We start from the raw sequence: 19,729 nt of genomic DNA, 5'->3' as shown, positions 1-19,729 counted from the left end.
AATAGGAAGCGAAACCGTATGTATTGTGTATGCAAACCGGATATTGAAAAAGCCTTGGAACGATTCGTCGACGAATACGAAGATGCGCCGGATGTGGTGGACCTGAAGGAAACGCAATTCGCGGATTGGGATCCGCCGAGAAAATGCGACTTCTGCGAGGACGCAGCGGAGTTCTTGGTCGTCTAAGACGGACCTGTTAATTGGTGAGCCGTACTGCGCCGGATGTACCGAGCGTTGGCCGGTTCGCCTTGCGGCGGCCCGGATATACGAGGGCAGAAAAATTTTTCCGAATATCTGATAATAATTATCATTATTGGTTAATATATAAGGGAGCAAGCAAAAGGACAGCCGGTGGCTCGGCTGCCCAGGTGGTGATGCTTAAACTTTAGGTTCGAACGTTTTGCAATCCGTTTCTCCCGAGTTGCTCGCCTTTTTGCCATGGTGGCTGACAACATAGATGGAGGAAGCATTGCACTTGTTGCCTGCCGCCCAGTACTTGCAGGAATTCACTTCGCACAGAACATCTTGAGCCATGAGTTCTCACCTCCTTGGCAATAGGATGGTCTAACGGTGTACCTCCATATACCTCGAACAGCCCGATTTGAATCTCTTTTTGAGAAAATCGGGCGACTTTGCGTTCCCGGAGCTTGCAGACGCTGTCGCGAAAGGGAGGCTGGTCGACTTCGAACCGTTAATTCGACTACAATAGTTTTAACAAACAAAGGCGAGGGCCGTCCGTGTATGTCTGCGATCGCGGCGCCGGTCTCTTGGTTCACGAAGGAGCTTACACAGCGATGCAGATACAACTAATAACGGTAGGCAAATTAAAGGAAAAATACTGGAACGACGCGGTAGCCGAATACTCGAAGCGTCTGGGCGCTTACGCTAAGCTGGACCTGCGCGAGGTGCCGGACGAGAAGGCGCCGGAGAACATGAGCCCCGCCGAGGCAGAGCAGGTGAAGGAGCGGGAGGGCGAGCGCATCCTGGCGGCTATCAAGGCCGACGCGCATGTCATCGCGCTTGCTATCGAGGGAGAGACATGGTCGAGCGAGCAGCTCGCCGCCCACCTGGACAAACAGGCCATCTACGGCGGCGGCTCCGTCGCCTTTGTTATCGGCGGGTCGCTTGGGTTGTCTCGCGCCGTACTGGCTCGGGCGGATAAGAAGTTGTCCTTCGGGCGGATGACTTACCCTCATCAGATGATGAAGGTTTTGGTTTTAGAGCAGGTTTATAGGGCGTTTAAGATTAGGCGGGGGGAACCCTACCATAAGTGACGGCGAAATTTTTTTGTCGCAATGATTCAAGAAATTGTTTGGGGAAAAACGGTCATCAAAGTAAGTTCTTTATTTGACAGAAACATTGAGGTCTTATATTGCATAGGAAAGTTATGAGGGAGGACAATGTCGATGAATGAACAAACCTTTATTCGTGAGTTTTCGCAAAAGTTATATGATGGCTTTGGATCAGTTTTTGTCGGGTCTGGCGTATCCAAACAGTCGGGACTTCCGGATTGGTACGAGTTAATCCAACCAATGGTTAAATCAAAGCTTAATATAGATATTACTAGGAATGATGATCTGATTTTGTTTGCACAATATCTTATGAATTACTCAGGGGGCAATAGAGGGCCCCTCATTGATAACATTAGGCAAAAATTGAGAAGAAGATATGAAACAAATCCATATCATCAAGCTCTTACTTGGATGAATAATACCTCTCTTTGGACAACGAATTATGATACGCTGCTTGAGCAGGCATTTAATGAATTATATATGGTAGAGGTCAAGACCAATGATGATGTCATTGCAAGAGCGTCTCGTACGAGTTCGGTAGAAATAGTGAAAATGCATGGTTGCATTGAGCGCTCAAACCAGGACGAGATAGTAATTACCCAAGAAGACTACGAAGATTTTTTTGTTAAACGCCCGGCTATTTCACAGCGCTTAAGGATGGACCTACTACATAAATCATTTCTCTTTGTCGGATACTCATACGGTGATCCCGATACGCATAATATCCTCGTCGAAGCACGTCGTTTGAGTAAAAATGCTCCTCGTGAGCATTTTATGATACAGAAACTAGAACAGGATTCGGATAAGAAGACCCGTCAGCAGTTTTGGGTTAATAATCTGCGGAGAATTGGTATCGAATGCCTGTTGGTAAATGATTTTCCTGATATCACCCGGATCCTTTTTGAAATTGCTAGAAGATCACGAGGCCCATCGATCTATATTACAGGTTCACACTTGAATGAAAATAATTCTGATTTTCAAACACGTGTGGGACATTTACTTGCGGAAAAAACAAACTCTATAGTTTTGGACGGCCAATCGACAGGTGCAAGTCGTCATGTTATTAGTTCTTTTATGGAGAGAATACTTTTGCTACATGGGGATGCCTATGCTAGGATTAAAACTTTTCCAAATCCATACGCTGCACACGAAAATTTGTCTAATAATCGAGACTTATTACCAGTTTTGCGACAATGGAGAGCGGATCCTTTAAAGGCAGCACAGGTAGTATTGGCGTTTGACGGGGGAATGGGTACGGAGTTGGAAGTTGAAACGGCAATTAGCTTAGGCTGTTTCATAATTCCAGTAACGATTGATACAGTAGGTAGTTCATCTGATTTCTTAACGAAAAATAAAAAAATTCGGGATAAGCTTCAAGAAACTTGTCCGGAATATTTAACTAAAGCGGAGTCGCTTCAACTTGAACCAGAGGATGTGATTGAATGTATTCAGAAAGTTATTCATCAATAGATCCGCTGGTGATCAGGTTCCGAACAAAAAACGGATGGGTTAAAGCCGGTAACGGATGCAGGGTCCTAGTTATGGCATTGGTCGGAAGCAGTAGCTTGTTGGATTATGACACTCAAATTAGAAAGATTAACGCTTTGGCTGACCTAGAAAAAGGACCAGAGCTAGTAGGAGATCTTAGTATTGTATCACCTCCCGATAAACGTAAACCACTTTGGAAATATCTCGTTGAAGAGACCCCCTTTATAGCTTCAACCCTCCCGGTCTATATGGCCAGGGATAAGACAGAGCGAATTGATCCGCGAAGGCTATTGGATGTTGCACTCGAGCATATAGAGGGTGGGGTCGGCATGATCACTATACATCCGACGCCTAGCAGAGAAATTGTGAATATGACATCCCGCCGTTTGACTCGTTGGACATCACGAGGAGGTGGAATCATTATCCGAGATTTGGAGGCTCGTGGATGGGAAAATGAGAATGCCTACATGCAAATCTTAAATGAATTGGCAGAAGCGGCTAGGAAGTGCGGTACTATCATTAGCTTGGGAGCAAGTTTTCGCTCGGCGAATATTTTCGATTCATTCGATGAAGCGCAGCAAGCAGAAATTCGCGAACAATTACGACTAGCTGAGATGTTAACTAAGTTAGGCGTAGGTGTAGTAATTGAATCTCCAGGACATGCACGGCCTGCCGATATTAATAAGGTGGCAGCGATACTGAAGAAGAGTGGGTATCCTATCATGCCATTGGGACCTATTCCCACAGATACTGCAGTCGGGCAAGACCACATCTCCAGCTCAATTGGTGCAACTTTGATGGGGATGGCAGGAGCGGCACATATCCTAGCGGCAGTGACGCGAGAAGAACATACTGGGGGAGTACCTACTTTGAATTCCACTGTGGAGGCAGTACAAACTGCCAAAGTGGCCGCACATATTATAGATCTACACCTTCTTACAGATGATCATGATGATTATGTCATCGCCCAGCAGCGCTCTGACAACAGGAGTTGTGTTATTGGGAAAAAAGGGAAAGGCTGTGCGCGCTGTGGAGTAGTATGCCCTCTATAGTATTATATATTTGATAATGTATAGGTTGAATATGGAGACTTTTCATTGCAGAGATCGTGGTGAATCATACCTTACCATAAGTGACGGCGAAAAACATGTAGGAAAAATGTACTATTCTTATGGCGTTGCACGTGGTAAAATATTGAAAAAACACTATGTTTAATATTTCACCATTCTGGAGGATACTATTATAATGTGGCCGGAGCATTTCCCAGAAGGATGTCCAATCAATGCTGAAGGGAAGTCAGTAGAAGTATTTCGTTTAGTTGACAATAATCCCCCTCTGGATAATGATTTTATTGCCTTATCCCAGCAAGGGCGTAAAGTAAGAGGGGATGCATGCCAAGCGTGTGGATTATCTGTCTTTGAATTATATGACGACGCTGTTCGACAAAATGAGGTACTGGCAGGTTCTATTTACTTTCAGCGTAATAACTTGCCGAAGAAGAAAATCGCTGTTGGAAGAACTAATCCAGAATACGGAATGTCGAGAAATACGCCTGTGCAAGAAAGGACATCACATTTAACATATTGGGTTTTTAAGGATAAAGTAGTAACAGACCATTTTAGCGTAATCTAACAGGGGAGATATCGTATGGAACCCTTCGTTACACCTTTAGGAATCATGAGTGTTATTGAACATTTTTTGTTTTATGATAGACCATATATTTTTTTATGTGTCGATAAGACTAATTCAAAATACGTAGTTCACCTTGTTGATGATGATGAGTTCTGTGAGAAATGGTTTCTTATACCTTCAACTGAATTACGAGTGGAGTTTGTTCGAACTGGTAAAATTTCATTAAGGGATTCTTTATTATTAGCAGAACAAGGATGGATTTGGGAGATAACTACTCCATATGATGAGTCAAAAGGTACAGCAGAAATACGTTATTGTAATGAATTGGTTGAACATGACCTACCAGCAAAAGATGTTGTTTTAAGTCTACCTGAAAGACGCCTTCCTGTCTTAGATTTGGATGCAGCTAGAGATGCCGAACAAACCTTTAGAGATGTCTTCCTGCTTTACTTAAATGACGGTCATCATTCTCAAACAATTCCGGTAAATGATTTAGGTCTTATACTACTTCGATCTCAAGGTATGTTGGAGACATTAGCCCATAAGGATGCTGCAACAAGAGGGAGAATTCCAGCATCTACAAAAGAAGGAGTCACCATGTACTATGCTGGTAATTTCGCTGCGTCTGTTGGCATAAGGCTAGAGGCAAAACACAATGGCGTGATTCCTACCTCTGTACACGATGCATTGAGTACATTAATGGACCTAATAGAAGCGGGTGCTAGTAAGGAAGATCTGTTAGCAATATTAAAGAAATTGCAAAGTCGATCCATCGCACGATACCGTTTTTTTCTACAAGCGCTTGAACAAGCAAACATCTCTTTCAAAGCAGAGTGGGGTTCACCATTCAGGGAGAAAAGGGTAGCGAGCTTGTCAATACAGGATATTCGTTCTGCAATAGGGATTATGGATTTAGAGGGAGAGGACACTGTTCAAAAGTTAGAATTGATGGGCGATTTACGCTTAATAGGTGTTCAGATTAATAAAAATAAGAAGCGTTCCAGTTTTGAATTCGTATCAATTGAAGGAGAGACTTACAAAGGTACTTTATCTGATGATTTGTTAGGTCAAGTGGACAGTGGTGTCTTCTTTAAAGTTCCTACTTATAATGTTATTGCAGAAATTGAGGAAACTTTAGAGATAAATCCAACAACAAGTGAAGAAAAAGTTACTTATTCACTGCTAAATATTAAAGAAAATAAATAAGAAAACTAGATCACTCAAATGTGGTCTAGTTTGCGTTTTCTAGGTTCGAGAGAACGGGGAAGCAGATTCAGCGGATAACCTTACATATCCTAAGAACATCGCGACCGAGCGCTCCTTTCGGTCACATGACTTATTACATGTGCTCTGCTGGGGCACGTGTATCGGGCGCTTAGATTAATCTGGGAATAGTGCCTGTGAAGGCGAAAAACTGGGGGAGAAAAGATTATCTCGCCATATATTCGCCCTGTTCCTATCCATTGATATGGAAGATAATTCTCATATAGAGAAAAGGCTAAAAGGGAGGCTATATCATAGTAAACATGATGATAAGCGAAATTACCTAGAGTAATACAACGACTGTAATGTGATTTTAATATTTGTTTTTCATTTTTCATTTTAAGGAGCTTGTAGATGACCACACAGAAAAGTCCAATTATTGCATATTGTTCAAAGTGTCAAGACAAAAAACTGTTTTCTATACATGGCGAATACTTATATAAAGGGACAAAAAAGAATGAAAATGATAAGGAATATGCGTTAGTGTCTTGTACTAATTGTAATAATCCTTCACTTTATTATCGTGAAGATTTTTTTGGGCTGGGAACGGAAATTTGGGATTATGATATGTGTGTATTTCCTAAAGATGAGAGAATACTAACATATGACGTACCAATTATTGTGAAAGAATCGTATGAAGAGGCATTGAAATGTGAAAAAGCAAAAGCTGCAATTGCAACTGTTGTAATGGTTAGAAGGGCTCTGGAAGCAGTATGTAAAGACTTTGTTCCAGGAACGAAAACGGTATTTGATGGATTAAAACAAATGAAGGAAAATGGTTTTATTAGTGATGATTTGCTTGATTGGTCTGAAGAACTTAGATTTCTAGGAAATAAAGGCGCACATGCAACTGAAGAAAAGATAACTATTAATGAAGCCCACGACTCACTAGATTTTCTACAATCTATAATGGAAATTTTATACCATCTTAGACCAAGATTTAAAGACCTAAAAGCTCGACGAGAAAATATGGGGGTAACAAACTAACATAAAGCTTTCGATATGTATGTAGTTACATCAATGAAGAGGTAACTTCGCTAAACATCATATTCTCAGAGAGCCAATGCAGCTATAGACTTATTTTCTCCGTCTAGTAAAGCTTCATCATTTCCTTTTAAAAAGCCCCTTGACAGGGGGCAAAATTACGCGCCCCTCATCCTTTGATTTCAAGCGAAAACAAGGATCCGTACTGGAATTTTAGCTGGGAGCTCTCTTTTGTTTTCGTTTTTTCATTTGAATAGCTGATCTTCTCTGGAATTTCGACTCCGGCCAAATATTTTCCAGCTACAACAGGTTTGCCGTCATTCGTTGTTTGGTTCCACATCAGCGTTGCTTGGTAACCTTCGCCTTGCAGTAGCTTTCCTTGTAGATCAGTAATTTTTTCTTTGTAAACGAGCTTTCCTTTTCCTACACCTTCTTTTTCCTCATAGACAACAAAGTATAACGGGGCAGGATCGACTACAACAGTGTTGCCACTCGTATTATAGAAATCTAACGAATAGGCGATGATCTTGCCTTTTATAAAGGGACCACTATCATTTGCCGGTACCAATCTACCGAAGAACGGTTTAGTATTAAAATCGATTGGCAATGGATCAGAGCGGAACTTGTTCACGGCATCTTCAACGGATACCCGATAGGATTCAATCGGCGACCGGGCTACCTGGGTTTGGAACGTTCTCACTTCACCTGCTTTTGGTGGCTGTGCAGCCTGATTATCGATATACACAAAGGTTGAGTAGTTCCCCCACTGCCCATCGGCATCAATTGGGAAAATTCTAATGATCTTACCCTTCAGATCCTTGTTTATTTTAATAATTCCTTCCGTTATCGTCTCTCCTTCTTTACCTGCAAGGTTGCCAATGGTTACATAGCCACCCGGATCGCTCAAACGCAGTTTGTCCAAAAACAACTGATTAAAAACCTCAATCTGATGCACATTACCATTTGCACTTGAAGCAGCTTCATACTTTACTTGTGCCCCCATCGATTCCGCAAACAAGCGTAGCGGGACATAGGTTTTGTTGTTATAGTTAATGATGCCGTCCGCTCCTGTACCGTCAATGGTTACGATTGTACTACCATTGTGAATCGTTACTTTGCTTTTAAACAGCTTGGCTTGAATCGTGTTGGGCATGACTGCAGCGGTTAAAACCAGCAATAGCGCGCAGCTCAAGAAGCCAGCAAAATAATACCTCAAATTCCTCATTGTGCACATCCTTCCTTTTTAATATAAACGCCCCCTCGTCAAAAAAAGTTGTGTTTTTGCTGATTTTCCCTGGATCACCTCTCAAGGACATTGGATGGTATGCTTTTCTCTGCTTCTTTTGGGCGACCATCATACACATGATTTTGATCAAATACCAGTTAGGACAAGAGAAAATCCCTTAAGAAATCCCTTAGTTTATGTCCTTTTAGATGATTTATAAATGCTTTCTTTCCGAAATTCAGGATCAGTTAACACCATATTCACACTTTGGAGCAATGCTCCTCGGTCCGGACAGTTGAAGAGGTTTTCAATTGGAGATGATTCACATACAGGGGAGCAGAGTCAGTTGACGCTCGAAGGACGTCAATAAATAAAATCGGCCTAACGGGCCTTCATCAACCTAAGGGGAAATTTAACACAACCTCCAATAAAAGGATAAATATAACATTACATTGAGATTTATAAGGAGGTCTATTACGCTGTTTGGAGGGGATGGCTTTTGAACAGATTTGTATTTCATATAGCTGTATGTGTCGTATGTATTATATTGCCGGTAATCTTGGTGCTTTATAATTATTGGGATATTTATCAACCTAAAATCGGAGCTGTAGGCGACGGGAAACCAAATTACCCTTCGTTGCCACAGTTGATACCACCTATACTTTGTTTTCTTATGGGAATTGGGAACTTACCAGTGGCCATTGTGCGTTACAAACAAAACAAAATAACTCAACAGAATGAAAGTGAAAATGAAGACTGATTACATTAACAGAAAAGATAGCACAACGAATAGACCGCCAGTAAGATCGACTGTCTATTCGTTGTGCTTTGTCTTCTCCAATTATTCCAGTGAAGTACGCAACTTTCGCAATGCAAGCCGCCAAACCGCAGCGCATATTATCCATGCTCCATATCCAAACGCACCTCCGAGGGTGTTCAAGATGAGATCGTCTACGTCAAAGGAGCCGAGCCGCGTACCTAGCTGGGTCAGTTCGATGGTGAGGCTGGCCAGCATCGTCCAAAAGATGGTCGTAGAGAAACGCCGCGCTTTAGCGAACAGGATCGGCAGCATGAATCCGAGAGGAACGAATAGCAGCACGTTGCCGAAGAGATTAAAAAACCAAGTATCAAAATTATAATTCTGGTAACCGTTGGCGTATAGCAGAATGCTTTGGAACGGAGTCAAGTTGGGATGAGGTTGTCCCATGCTGCGTAGTATAAGTCGCGTTTGGGTCAAGAATAGTTGGTAAACAACGATTAGCGCATAAGACGTAAAGACGAACCACGACAAGGCTTGCAGCCATTTTCGATTCGGTGATATCGCCTTGTTAATCAAGCCTCCCACAAGCTCCGATTCGCCAAAATCGTCAATAGCCATCTTTATCGCGTGCTCATTTTTTGCTCCGTCTGCGACATAGCTCCTACGTAGTTGTTCCAGATGATCGAGGAACTCTGCGTACAAGTCATGCTTTGTCTCCAATGAGGCGTCAACGTTTTTGAGAATATTCGTTAAATATGTATCAAAATCTTTCAAGCAAAGCCCGCCTTTCTGCACGATTGGATCAGTGAATGCACTTGATCCCAAGCTGCCAGTTTATCGTTCAACTCCGCCCGTCCGGTTTCTGTGAGCGAGTAGAATTTCCTCCGTCCGCTTGAATCGTTGTCTACCCAATAGGAACGAAGTAGTTCTTTATTTTCAAGCCTTTTGAGCGCAGGATAAAGCGTTCCTTGGCTCATTTGATACGTATCGCGACTAAGCTCTTTCAACTGCTGGACAATTTCGTAACCGTAAGTATCCTTACGTGCGACTACGGAGAGAAGAAGTATATCAATGCTGCCTTTTAAGATCTCTTTGTCCATGTTATTCACCTCCATATACATTGTATAACGACATATGTCGCTATACAAGTAGCATGACTCAATTCGGGTCACTCCATATAGGATTTCCTAACAAAGAACGTTAGTTCAATCCAACATTACATCGACGGTTGAAATCCAACATATTTGCTTATTGGTCCTAGGAAAGTATATAAGTTCACCATACTTCCTCTATATTTCTCGGCAAAGTATCGCATCGCACCGCCAAGGATGCGTGGCTGTTTCGACTTGAGTTGCTTTGAACAAAATGCCGTTACCAGGTGGATGGCTGCTTCGTAATGCATAGACAGGAAAGGAATTAATAGTTGTAGTATGCCTGAGTTAGGAGCTGATGTCGTGGTTAAGATGAACGAAGAGAAAACAACAAATTCTGAAGAATATGTATTGCGTATAGCGATTGATGAGGCGGGCTATGAAGAGGATAAACCAATAATACGAGATATCCAACTGCGGGTTGCACCGGGCGAGCTTGTTGGGTTGATCGGTCCGAATGGAGCGGGCAAAAGCACGACAGTGAAGACAATTCTTGGCCTGCTGGCCCATGTGAAGGGGCAAGTTGAACTGGGAGGCAAGAACAAACGTTATGCCTATGTGCCAGAGCAGCCGATATATTATGAATATTTTACACTGTGGGAGCATCTGAGGCTTGCGGCAAGCGCATTCGGACTGAAGGAAGGCGAATTTGAGTGCAAAGCAGAAGCCCTGCTGGACCGGTTCAGACTGACAGAACAAAAACATCTGTATCCGGTGAACTTCTCTAAGGGCATGCAACAGAAATTGATGCTTATTATCGCGTTCCTGCTGGAACCGGATATCTATGTAGTGGACGAGCCATTCGTTGGACTTGACCCGCGCGCTACAAACGACTTCCTTGAGCTGCTGATGAGCGAGCTTTCACGAGGCGCAGGTGTGCTGATGTCTACGCATGTGCTGGATACCGCTGAAAAAATCTGCCAGAGCTTCGTGCTCATCAATGGAGGGTTCGTCGTGGCGCAAGGTACGCTTCAGCAGGTTAGAATAGATGCGGGATGCCCGGAGGATGCCGCGTTATCCGAATGCTTCCTTGCTTTGACGTAAGGAGGTAAGATGATGTTAAACAAGACATTGTTAACACCAGGACGCTTATTCCTTATCCGGTTGAAAAACAATGGAAAGGAGCAATTCCGGGTATGGAATAGTGTACTTGATTGGACGGTATGGATATATTTGGTTATTCCAGGTCTCGTCATATTCGGCGGGCTTTATCGGGAGCTTTGGCAACGATTGCCCGAATGGGCGATTGATATTCCCTGGACAGCGCTGTACCCGATCGTCATTTTTGTATTGATGGCGTTTGGACGTATTCGAACCTATGTGGAGGAAGCGGATCGGTTGTTCCTGTTGCAACGGCCAAGATGGCTACAGATGCTCAAGCGATACGGCATGTTCTATTCCTTCTTGAAGCAGGCGCTTGTGCTGCTGATTCCTTTTGCTATACTCTTACCTTTTCTGATTAAGGCTGGGGGAATGGAATGGGAGCATATCGGAGCAGCATATCTGTATGCTTGGCTTTACGGAATGTTCATATCCATGGTCTTCCATCAGTTGAAAAACATCGCGCGAGGTTGGCGGCAATGGCTGCTGCAAGTCGTGACGCTGATCGTATTAGCGGCAGCTTATCTGATACCGATGCTTATGCTCTCGCCTGGCTCATCCGGTTTCCTACCAGCCTGGATTGGCATGTCACTCGTATTCCTGCTGTCGTTGTTCGTGTGCTTGCGAACAGGCATTCATTATGAGGCCGAGGTCAGAAGCGAACGCAACGCGCGATTGAGCAGCACGGAATTCTTGATGAGCCGTATCATACCTTCGAAGCCCATCGTTAAAGTGAAGCGTCCGCTGTTATTCAGGCGTTCCCAACGCTTATTTGGAGGGACGGATGCGGGTACGCTGCTGGCCGAGATGAGATTGAAAGCTTTTTTGCGATCTATGATGCCTCTTCGGGTGTGGATCGGATTCCTGTTTGTAACGTCGTACGCATCAACACTGGTGTCTCCGCCCGCTGCTTTTGCCTTAATAATAGGATTCTTCATCATCGGTGTTTCATGGTTGCGCATGCAATGGGAGCAGTGGTACGCTGAGGAATTCGTGGCACAGTTTCCATGGAAAGGCGATTCGGTCAAACGAGCGATTCGGTTATCACGATTTTGGCTGTTGCTGCCTCATCTGTCCATCTGGTCGGGCTTGGCAAGGTACAGGTGGGCCGGGGTATGGGCAATTGTTCCTGCAGCGGTGGTATGCGGATTGATTTGGTGGGGGATAAGCAGAAGTGAGGTGGGAATGAAGTTGCGCGAGAAGGAGAAGGAGAAGGAGAAGGAGATCGCGTAGGACAGTTCTGGAGGCGCAGCTTCCATTTCGTATATTCTACATGTGGGCAAGACTCCTGAAGGAGCAGACCACATAAGAAGATTCAATTAACGGGAGTCAATAGTACCACGACATTACGGCAGCCGGCCAAGCGATCGGTTGCCGTTATTCGTTGAGGTAACATACATGTTTTATTGAAGTCAGTCCGTTTTTTACAATCAACAAGAGTGACATAGAAACTATAATGGTGATTGTAAGGTGTTGGGCATCTATTATAAAAATATGAGTCTGGAGGAACATTGAAATGGAACTAACTCACACTCGCTTATTAGTGGATTGCTTTAAAGAATGTTTTATATTTTATCGGGATGTAATGGGATTTGAACCTATATGGGGCACAGAAGAGGGCAGATATGCTGATTTCAATGCAGGAAACACCACGCTAGCTCTTTTTGATAGAAAGACCATGGCTGATGCAATCAACGAGGCTCATTCTGTAAACGATCAATTTAATGATCGTATGGTACTTGTGTTTCAGGTGAAGGATGTAGACAAGTCATTTCTGGAGCTGAAAGAAAAAATTAATTTTTTATCGGAGCCGATTTCTAGACAATATGGGATAAGGAGTGTGAACTTCAGAGATCCCGCAGGAAACTTAATCGAGTTATATCATGAAATCCCGATGGAGTAAGGGGTAAGGAGAGTATCAAGAAGAGAAAAAAAGATAGGTTTGAGAATGACGAGATTCCAAACCATCCTAGACTAGGTCTTAATCTTACGCTAAGCAAAGAAACGACGATGCATTTGGACCAACTAGTGAACATATTCAACAAGTTATTTTTTATATGTATGTTGAGGATGTTTATAGGCTCATCCAAAAGATGACAAATAGAGATGCCGAGGTCTAACCGATCGAACCCGAAGAGACTTTCTGGGGGGACATAAGAGCAAGATTAAAGGATCCATTCGGATACTTATGGGATGTTGCTCAAAAAGTGCATGTTTGAAAGAGTTCAACAGGTTTTTCGGTAATAGGAGACGCTAGTACAATACAAGATAAAGAATAAAACCTTTCATTAAGAAGCAAACTAGAATTAATAGCTTCTAAAGGGAGGTACTTATGTATCCCGATAGAAAAAATCTAAAAATGCCTCAAGAATCCATTCTAACGGAGAACGATAGTTGAATACCGATAATAAGGCCGCCAATTACTTCGGTGGCCTTCTGTGCATATTAAGAAAACAAGATCATCTGTGGAATAAGTAGCAGCCCTCTTAGATGTCATGTTTGATAAAACTTTGATAGTATATAATGAGTTCAAATTTGCCGGTGAGATTGATATTGTCTACAAGAAGGAGGCATGAATGAAACTAGCTTTTTATCTAGACACACATGGAACGTGTGTAGGTCAATTGAGTGATGAACTATTACCATTAGAAGAAGTAGCAGAAACATGGCAGTTTCCGTATGATATCATTGTTGTCTGGCGTGTGTTACCTGAAAGTTATGGCCGAAAAACATTTAGACGCTTTGATAGCAATGATAATACTTTAGCGTTAGACATGAGCATTACCTATGAACGGTATCAACTGATGTCTAAAAATGAACAACGTGAGGCATTAGGGATTTATCTCTATACTTATATGTCGGAGTCTGTTGCTAAATATAAGAAGTATGCAGATAAGGAAACGCAAAATCAATTTTTAGCTAAGATAAAAAGTTGGATGTTGGAAAACAATTGGCTAGATGGAAAGATAAATCAAGCACGGGAACTTCTTACGCAGAATATGGGACTTTATGAAGTCAGCCAACAATTACAAATGCCGTTAGAAGAAGTTGAGTATATCCTTCTCCGTATGAATGATTATGAGCAGGCAGAGGTTCATCCTGATAATATTGTAGCCGGAAAAGCTCCGCCCTATCAGTTGTAATAAGGCTGTGAGGGGATATGAGGCCCCTCTACTCTATAAGCAAATCAACGAAGGAGCTGGCCGCGGCAGCTCCTTTCGCCATTTTCGCCGATAGCCCCGTTAAGCTGAGCCGTACCACAAGTAGCGGCAAGTTTTTTAAAAATCGCGCTGAGGGCTTGGAACGGAGCTTTGAGGGACATGGGTTGAAGAGCGGTCACGCGCAGCAGCGAAGATGGAGCAAACGGACTTTTGCAAGCTTCTTGGAATTACAAATTTCAGAATAATGGAGGGTTATAAATGAAGTACTTTTACGGAGTATTATCTCTTTTGGGACTCGTCTTGCCCTATTCGCAATTCATCCCCTGGGTCGTGCGCAACGGCCTCGATCTATCTCTCCTATTTGAAGCCATAACCAGTACTCGTATCGGAGCTTTTGCATGGATGGATGTTTTAGTTACCGCGATCGTGCTTATGGGATTCATTCTGTTAGAAGGCACCAGAAAGAGAATGAAATATTTATGGCTGCCGATTGCAGGTACGCTACTGGTAGGTCCTTCACTGGGTCTTCCCTTGTTTTTGTTTCTTCGACAATTACACTTGGAGAAAAACATTCTAAAATAGCATCAAAAATGGGAACGGAAACATGGTTAAACGAATCAGTTTAAAATGTTCGGCATTTCTTGAACGTCATGATTCCATCGACGCAGCAAAGAATGTAAGCTCGGATACAGAGGCATGGATCGTGGGGAGACTTTCCACAAGTAACGGCAAACAAAAGCTTTAGCTCCGTATTGAATTGAACTCCTTATAACCGTGTTGCATCAGGGCCGCCAAATTAACCGTCTGACGGGGCGTACTTCCCCACGTCCGGCTCGAATGTCGCTCCGCTCTCTTGGTCCAGCTCCACGTGGGTGGTTCCGCGATCGTCGGTCAGCACGACCAGTATCGACCCGACGACAGGGACGCGGTCGGCGCTGGTGCGCATGTATGCTGAGACGACACGAGGAGCACCGTCAACGATATAATGTACCTCAACCTTGAAAATCGGGAGATTAAAGAGCCAACTATTAGTAAAATGCAAGGCGGTCAACGTTCCGATGCATGACAAACCCTCCTTGCGGAGCCGCTCGATGTCCACCTGACGCCGCCGGGCGTGGGCGATAGAGCCGGGCAACCGCAGGAGTGTAATGGCGGCCCATAGGGCGAAGCTAGCTCCGACGACGGCGCCGAGCTCTAGGGGGATCGTCTGCGATGTCGCTATGGCCTCGAGGTCAAAGGGGCGAGACAGGTCGCTTGTCAGTGTCCAGAACAGGAGGATTCCCGCGACTGCTGCGAGCCCTCCTGTTACCGATAGCGTCGCGAACAGGCCGGCCACCCTGGTCTGCCCGAACTGCTCAATCGATCGCGAGTACGCTGTAGCGGTCATACTGATTGCCACAAACAGCAGCAAAACGGCGACCCCAACTGTGACCGGATGACCGAGCACCATGCTAATCGCCGGTGTTGGCGCCATGCCGAGCAGTGCGCCGAACGGCACGGAGCCTGTCAGCGCCCACAGTACAGCGGCTGTAAGCAGCCACGGCATCAGCGGAGCCGCGCGTCCAGCGCGACGTCCCGGCGGGAGCATAGTCATCCGTCCGTTCTTATCCGTAGTGGAGAACAGCGGCAGCGTCTCGATATGTTCTTGCTGCCCGTGTTTCTGCTGACCCTCAGCAGTATCCCTCATTGGCATCGCCCTCCCGAGAAAACTACCCGCACCCTGAGCGGTGAAGGGGATTCCCCGCGGCCAGGATGATTAACTATAAAATTCTTATCTATATTTTACCACTATAAGGTTACCCGCTGTAAATACTCCCAAGCCGACATGCATTTCAATATGGCGTAACGGGAGATTAATTTAATAGTGAGTCTAGCATCTCTCTTGAAACTAGATTATTATTGGAAGAATTAATTGTGAGGGGAGATGCAGATGTCGGACATACAGGCAATTGTATTAGACTTGGACGGAACTTTGCTCGGCAGCGACAAATCCATATCACCTAGAAATTATCAGACTGTTAAAAGGTGTTATGATTCTGGAATTCATATTATCGTTGCCACGGCGCGACCGCCTAGAGCTGCTAATCGATTTGTGAAGAATTTTCCTTTTGTAGACTACTTGGTTTATTACAATGGTGCTCTAATAACATGCAAGTCTAAGCAAACTCAGCGGCACATTAGTATCCCAATGGAGATTAGCCAACAGATTAACAATTTCATCGAGTTACATGCACCTCAATCGATAATTTCATACGAGGTCAATGACTCATGGTATACGTGTACACCAATTCCCGACTCGCAACTCGGTCATTTCGGTATCCGTCCAAATGATCATAAACCCCCGGTTGTTGATAAGGATTTCATTAGTTCAATATCCCCAACCAAAATATTGGTTCATGGATACAGCAGATGGAGGGACGTTATCGAGCAATTCGGCGACCATGTGAATGTAATCGCAACCGATGGAGGAGTATTGGTTCAAATCATGCAAAAATCGGCCTCAAAGGAAGAAGCCGTGCAATGGGTACTTAATGATATCGGGGTGAAGTCAGAACATGTAATGGTATTCGGGGATGACTTTAACGATTTAGGACTATTCCATAAGTGCGGATATCCGATCGCTATGGAAAACGCGATAATTGAGCTAAAAAATTGTGCAAAACACATTACCGAATCAAATGATAACGATGGTGTTGCTGTTGCTCTTGAGAAATTTGTGGTGTAATCAATTGCTGATAATGATTCACCTAACGGGACACAGCACTACCTCGATGCGCTTATATCTGCGGACGGATGCAAAAAGTGATGAGCAAGGAAAGGACGCCGATGCAAAATCGGTATGTCATACGCTTCAAAAGAGAAGGGGCTTCCTTTCAGCACCAAGTGGTTAGTGGCGCGATATTCGAGCCGCTTGGCGGCGAATTTCGCCGTCTGGATATCCTCCTGTTCGGCCAAATCCTCGAAAGCGGGATCCATTGCAAACCGATCCGCCGCTTCGTGGTGCAAGAACAACTGTTTCGCGCTGTTGCCGCTGTTCTTCATTGGTTTATCGTAAACCGACATTCCGGCATTCATCGTATTGACAAACCCGACCGCGCCTATCCCCCCTATGACGACGACAAAAACGATCTTCTCTTCCTAGCGGAACCTCTAAAAATCAAAGAGGCATCCCCTCTTTGCAAATTCAAGCAGATGTCTTCGTTTTTTTATCCCTTGACGCGGGGCTGGAGAGCTCAGGGACGCGATAGTTAAATCATCGATAATAAGGCCGCCGATTACTTCGGTGACCTTATTGAATTAAGCTTTGTTTATTTAAGCAAAACTAAGACGGAATGTTCATAGCGGTCTGAATATTTTTTAGATCAAGCTGAATTTGCTCCGGAATATGGTAGGGATGGTATTGGCCCCGCTGCATCATATAGTTTGTTATCTTTTCATGGGAGTCTATAGCTTCGTCGAGCTGTTTCATCAAAATTTGCTTGATTTCGGGGGTGGCACATTCGGTTACGGCCATGGCGTAGTTTCTGACTCCGCTCTTGGCGTTCATCAAAAAATCCATTGCGATCACGTCGTCGGTCAGCGTATGAAGCCCTGTCATGTGTTCGAGTAGGGTATTCATGTTTCTATCCTCCTTTTAGGTTAGGGTCACTTTAGACAGAACTCCACCGAGCTCCTGAAGCTGCTGCTGTGATAATTGCACATCTTGCTGCAAAATTTGCTTGAGCTCCGGGTCGGTTACCAGAGCTTGCATGGTTTTGGATTTGGTCATGCAAACGGTCTTGAACGCAGCCATCTCATGAACCTCCAGCATCTCATGCAAAGCGTAATTGGAATTCATTCGGATTGTCCTCCCCTGTTTTTACCCATATTCAGGGCTTTAAGATGACTTTGATGCAATCGTCTGTTTTCGTATCGAACACTTCATAGCCGCGCTTGGCATCGCCGAGCGGAATGACATGCGTAACAATGTCTCCAGGGTCTACTTTGCCCGACGTAACCAGCTCGTACATATACGGCATGTAGTGAATGACCGGAGCTTGTCCGGAACGGATATTCACGTTGCGCTGCATGATGTCGCCGAGCGGGAATCCGTTATAGCGTCCGCCGTATACCCCAGTGACTTGGATGGTCCCGCCTTTGCGGACAGCCTGAGACGCAATGATAAATGCGCTCATGGTGCCGCCTTGCAGTTTCAAACCGCTGGCTAGAAATTCGAGATCGCTCATCTTGCCGTCCATTCCTACCGCATCAATCACGACATCGGCGCCGCCTTTGGTCATTTCCTTGAGATTGTTGCCAATATTTTTATCCTGTTCGAAGTTTACGATTTCCACATTGTTTGTTCGTTTCGCATGCTGTAAGCGATAATCGACATAGTCGACGGCGATGACCCTCTTTGCTCCCTTCAGCCAGCAGAATTTCTGGGCCAGAAGTCCGACCGGACCGCAGCCGAGCACGATGACTGTATCTCCATTCTTGACGCCGGCGTTATCTACGCTCCAGAATGCCGTCGTCATGGCATCGGCGATCAAGCTTAGCTTTTCGTCTGGTTGCTCGCAGTTTTCTGGAATCTTGAAGTGGGTGAAATTAGCAAACGGAACTCGTAAATACTCGGCTTGCCCGCCAGGGTAACCACCGGTTGTTCCGGAGTAGCCGAAATATGCACCCATATCCCCATGTTCGTTTGAATTGTCGCATTGGCTTTCCAGCTGATTCTTACAAAAAAAACATTCTCCGCAAGCGATGTTGAAAGGGATGATCACCCTGTCGCCTTTCTTTACCTTGGTCACTCCAGGGCCTACTTCTTCAACAATCCCCATCGGTTCATGCCCGATGACATAGTTTTCCTGAAGGTTAGGGATCATCCCGTGAATTAGGTGAAGGTCCGAACCGCAAATGGCGGAACTGGTGACTCTTACGATCATATCGTCCGGTTTCTCAATCTTCGGATCCGGTACCTCTTTGACCACGACATTTTTAATCCCCTGATACGTTACCGCCTTCATGCATTATGTCCTCCAATATGTTCATCTGGGGTCCGATCAAACATCCCTTTACGCGACGTATCATCCGGGAACAAATTCATCTGCCCGATCATCACCGTATTTTTCGCTGAAAGCTGATCGAGTTGGTACTGTTCGTTCAGCTCGTAAGGATGGAACCATTTTTTGCGAATCATAAGCTCCGTGATTTCTTGGTGCAGTGCAATCCCCTGCATAAGATGATTGCGCAGCAGCACTCTTACATCGGGAGAAGCCGTTTCCGTCAGGGCGATGGACAAATTTCGCACACCTTCCTTGGCCCGAATAAGGAAGTCCATTGCAAATGTCATATCTGCCATCTCGGGCATATTTAATGAATTAATCGGGTCTAAATAATCGGTGTTCATGGGCGTTCCCCTTTAATGAGTGATAGGTGTCGGGCTATTCGGAACAGGCGCTTGGAATGGAGCTCTTGCGTAGATGGCCTGGAGCTCGGCGATCTGTTGTGTGGATAATATGACGTCCTTCTGCATCAACGCTTTGAGCTCTTGGTCAAAAACCAAGCCTTGCATAAGTTTTGACTTAGCGAGGCAGAGCGTTTTGAAGTTTAGCGCTTCATGTAGTTCCATCGATTCGTGTGGCGCTAGAGTTGACATATTCATTGAGGAATTATCCCTTCCTTTCATTTAT

24 protein-coding genes and 1 pseudogene are annotated in these 19,729 nt (G+C 44.5%); 14 read left to right on the top strand and 11 right to left on the bottom strand.

The window, feature by feature from the left end:
• The first annotated feature begins 18 nt into the window (after positions 1-18).
• The gene (locus tag B1748_RS13655; RefSeq protein ID WP_087568470.1) at positions 19-186 is read left to right on the top strand and encodes a CxxH/CxxC protein; all 168 of its coding nucleotides are present in this window, start codon (positions 19-21) and stop codon (positions 184-186) included.
• 192 nt (positions 187-378) lie between these two features.
• On the opposite strand, the gene B1748_RS13650 is transcribed toward B1748_RS13655, so the two are convergent.
• Positions 379-534 (bottom strand): DUF1540 domain-containing protein, encoded by a 156-nt coding sequence (locus tag B1748_RS13650; protein ID WP_087568469.1) that lies wholly within the window; start codon positions 532-534, stop codon positions 379-381.
• Between the two features lie 260 nt (positions 535-794).
• Here B1748_RS13650 and rlmH point away from each other — a divergent pair, with 260 nt between their 5' ends.
• The 6 genes from rlmH (at position 795) to B1748_RS13620 (ending at position 6,662) form a co-directional block, all read left to right on the top strand.
• Complete coding sequence (gene rlmH / locus B1748_RS13645; protein WP_087568468.1) at positions 795-1,274, top strand: 23S rRNA (pseudouridine(1915)-N(3))-methyltransferase RlmH; 480 nt, start codon at positions 795-797, stop codon at positions 1,272-1,274.
• A gap of 132 nt (positions 1,275-1,406) precedes the next feature.
• Positions 1,407-2,762, top strand: a complete 1,356-nt coding sequence (locus B1748_RS13640) for an SIR2 family protein (RefSeq protein WP_179215577.1) — start codon at positions 1,407-1,409, stop codon at positions 2,760-2,762.
• A complete protein-coding gene (locus tag B1748_RS13635; protein WP_087568466.1) occupies positions 2,735-3,832 on the top strand; it encodes a phosphomethylpyrimidine synthase ThiC in 1,098 nt (365 codons plus the stop codon). The genes B1748_RS13640 and B1748_RS13635 overlap by 28 nt, the downstream gene beginning before the upstream one ends.
• A gap of 193 nt (positions 3,833-4,025) precedes the next feature.
• The gene (locus B1748_RS13630) at positions 4,026-4,412 is read left to right on the top strand and encodes a hypothetical protein (protein WP_087568465.1); all 387 of its coding nucleotides are present in this window, start codon (positions 4,026-4,028) and stop codon (positions 4,410-4,412) included.
• Positions 4,413-4,427: 15 nt separating this feature from the next.
• Positions 4,428-5,618: a DUF6575 domain-containing protein gene (locus B1748_RS13625; protein ID WP_087568464.1), complete on the top strand. Its 1,191-nt coding sequence runs from the start codon at positions 4,428-4,430 to the stop codon at positions 5,616-5,618.
• 411 nt (positions 5,619-6,029) lie between these two features.
• A complete protein-coding gene (locus B1748_RS13620) occupies positions 6,030-6,662 on the top strand; it encodes a DUF4145 domain-containing protein (protein WP_087568463.1) in 633 nt (210 codons plus the stop codon).
• 166 nt (positions 6,663-6,828) lie between these two features.
• On the opposite strand, the gene B1748_RS13615 is transcribed toward B1748_RS13620, so the two are convergent.
• Positions 6,829-7,884 carry a stalk domain-containing protein gene (locus B1748_RS13615; RefSeq protein ID WP_087568462.1) on the bottom strand — a complete coding sequence of 352 codons (1,056 nt, stop codon included), beginning with the start codon at positions 7,882-7,884 and terminating at the stop codon, positions 6,829-6,831.
• A 499-nt stretch (positions 7,885-8,383) separates the two neighbouring features.
• On the opposite strand from B1748_RS13615, the gene B1748_RS13610 reads away from it, so the two are divergent.
• The gene (locus B1748_RS13610; protein ID WP_087568461.1) at positions 8,384-8,644 is read left to right on the top strand and encodes a hypothetical protein; all 261 of its coding nucleotides are present in this window, start codon (positions 8,384-8,386) and stop codon (positions 8,642-8,644) included.
• A gap of 81 nt (positions 8,645-8,725) precedes the next feature.
• Here B1748_RS13610 and B1748_RS13605 read toward each other — a convergent pair whose 3' ends face one another.
• Together B1748_RS13605 and B1748_RS13600 are read right to left on the bottom strand one after the other, a co-directional pair.
• The gene (locus tag B1748_RS13605) at positions 8,726-9,418 is read right to left on the bottom strand and encodes a VanZ family protein (RefSeq protein WP_087568460.1); all 693 of its coding nucleotides are present in this window, start codon (positions 9,416-9,418) and stop codon (positions 8,726-8,728) included.
• Complete coding sequence (locus tag B1748_RS13600) at positions 9,415-9,744, bottom strand: PadR family transcriptional regulator (RefSeq protein ID WP_087568459.1); 330 nt, start codon at positions 9,742-9,744, stop codon at positions 9,415-9,417. Before B1748_RS13600 ends, B1748_RS13605 begins: the two co-directional genes overlap by 4 nt.
• 363 nt (positions 9,745-10,107) lie before the next feature.
• Between B1748_RS13600 and B1748_RS13595 the strand changes: the two genes are divergently transcribed.
• From B1748_RS13595 to B1748_RS13570, 5 genes are all read left to right on the top strand, one after another.
• The gene (locus tag B1748_RS13595; RefSeq protein WP_087568511.1) at positions 10,108-10,839 is read left to right on the top strand and encodes an ABC transporter ATP-binding protein; all 732 of its coding nucleotides are present in this window, start codon (positions 10,108-10,110) and stop codon (positions 10,837-10,839) included.
• 12 nt (positions 10,840-10,851) lie between these two features.
• Positions 10,852-12,129, top strand: a complete 1,278-nt coding sequence (locus B1748_RS13590) for an ABC transporter permease (protein WP_179215576.1) — start codon at positions 10,852-10,854, stop codon at positions 12,127-12,129.
• 283 nt (positions 12,130-12,412) lie between these two features.
• Positions 12,413-12,799, top strand: coding sequence for a VOC family protein (locus B1748_RS13585; protein ID WP_087568457.1), 387 nt, complete (start codon positions 12,413-12,415; stop codon positions 12,797-12,799).
• A 673-nt stretch (positions 12,800-13,472) separates the two neighbouring features.
• Positions 13,473-14,039 (top strand): hypothetical protein, encoded by a 567-nt coding sequence (locus B1748_RS13580; RefSeq protein WP_087568456.1) that lies wholly within the window; start codon positions 13,473-13,475, stop codon positions 14,037-14,039.
• Positions 14,040-14,315: 276 nt separating this feature from the next.
• Positions 14,316-14,639 carry a DUF2834 domain-containing protein gene (locus B1748_RS13570; protein WP_087568454.1) on the top strand — a complete coding sequence of 108 codons (324 nt, stop codon included), beginning with the start codon at positions 14,316-14,318 and terminating at the stop codon, positions 14,637-14,639.
• Positions 14,640-14,853: 214 nt separating this feature from the next.
• On the opposite strand, the gene B1748_RS13565 is transcribed toward B1748_RS13570, so the two are convergent.
• On the bottom strand, positions 14,854-15,744 hold the full coding sequence (locus tag B1748_RS13565) for a hypothetical protein (protein ID WP_087568453.1): 891 nt from the start codon (positions 15,742-15,744) through the stop codon (positions 14,854-14,856).
• Positions 15,745-15,987: 243 nt separating this feature from the next.
• Here B1748_RS13565 and B1748_RS13560 point away from each other — a divergent pair, with 243 nt between their 5' ends.
• Positions 15,988-16,782, top strand: a complete 795-nt coding sequence (locus tag B1748_RS13560; protein ID WP_179215575.1) for a Cof-type HAD-IIB family hydrolase — start codon at positions 15,988-15,990, stop codon at positions 16,780-16,782.
• Positions 16,783-16,834: 52 nt separating this feature from the next.
• Here the strand turns inward: B1748_RS13560 and B1748_RS38170 are convergent.
• From B1748_RS38170 to B1748_RS37470, 6 genes and pseudogenes are all read right to left on the bottom strand, one after another.
• Positions 16,835-17,090, bottom strand: a pseudogene (locus B1748_RS38170) (DJ-1/PfpI family protein); the annotation flags it as partial.
• Positions 17,091-17,379: 289 nt separating this feature from the next.
• Positions 17,380-17,676, bottom strand: a complete 297-nt coding sequence (locus B1748_RS13550; RefSeq protein WP_087568451.1) for a spore coat protein — start codon at positions 17,674-17,676, stop codon at positions 17,380-17,382.
• 15 nt (positions 17,677-17,691) lie between these two features.
• Positions 17,692-17,895, bottom strand: a complete 204-nt coding sequence (locus B1748_RS13545) for a hypothetical protein (protein ID WP_087568450.1) — start codon at positions 17,893-17,895, stop codon at positions 17,692-17,694.
• A 31-nt stretch (positions 17,896-17,926) separates the two neighbouring features.
• Positions 17,927-19,063, bottom strand: coding sequence for a zinc-dependent alcohol dehydrogenase (locus tag B1748_RS13540; RefSeq protein WP_087568449.1), 1,137 nt, complete (start codon positions 19,061-19,063; stop codon positions 17,927-17,929).
• A complete protein-coding gene (locus B1748_RS13535) occupies positions 19,060-19,446 on the bottom strand; it encodes a spore coat protein (protein WP_087568448.1) in 387 nt (128 codons plus the stop codon). Before B1748_RS13535 ends, B1748_RS13540 begins: the two co-directional genes overlap by 4 nt.
• A 12-nt stretch (positions 19,447-19,458) precedes the next feature.
• Positions 19,459-19,701 (bottom strand): spore gernimation protein GerQ, encoded by a 243-nt coding sequence (locus tag B1748_RS37470; RefSeq protein WP_087568447.1) that lies wholly within the window; start codon positions 19,699-19,701, stop codon positions 19,459-19,461.
• Positions 19,702-19,729: the final 28 nt, after the last annotated feature.

This window comes from Paenibacillus sp. MY03, from assembly GCF_002165585.1.
Classification (GTDB): Bacteria; Bacillota; Bacilli; order Paenibacillales; family Paenibacillaceae; genus Pristimantibacillus; species Pristimantibacillus agaridevorans.
Note: the sequence above shows the minus strand (reverse complement) of the source record. Positions and strands in the feature narration are given on the sequence as shown.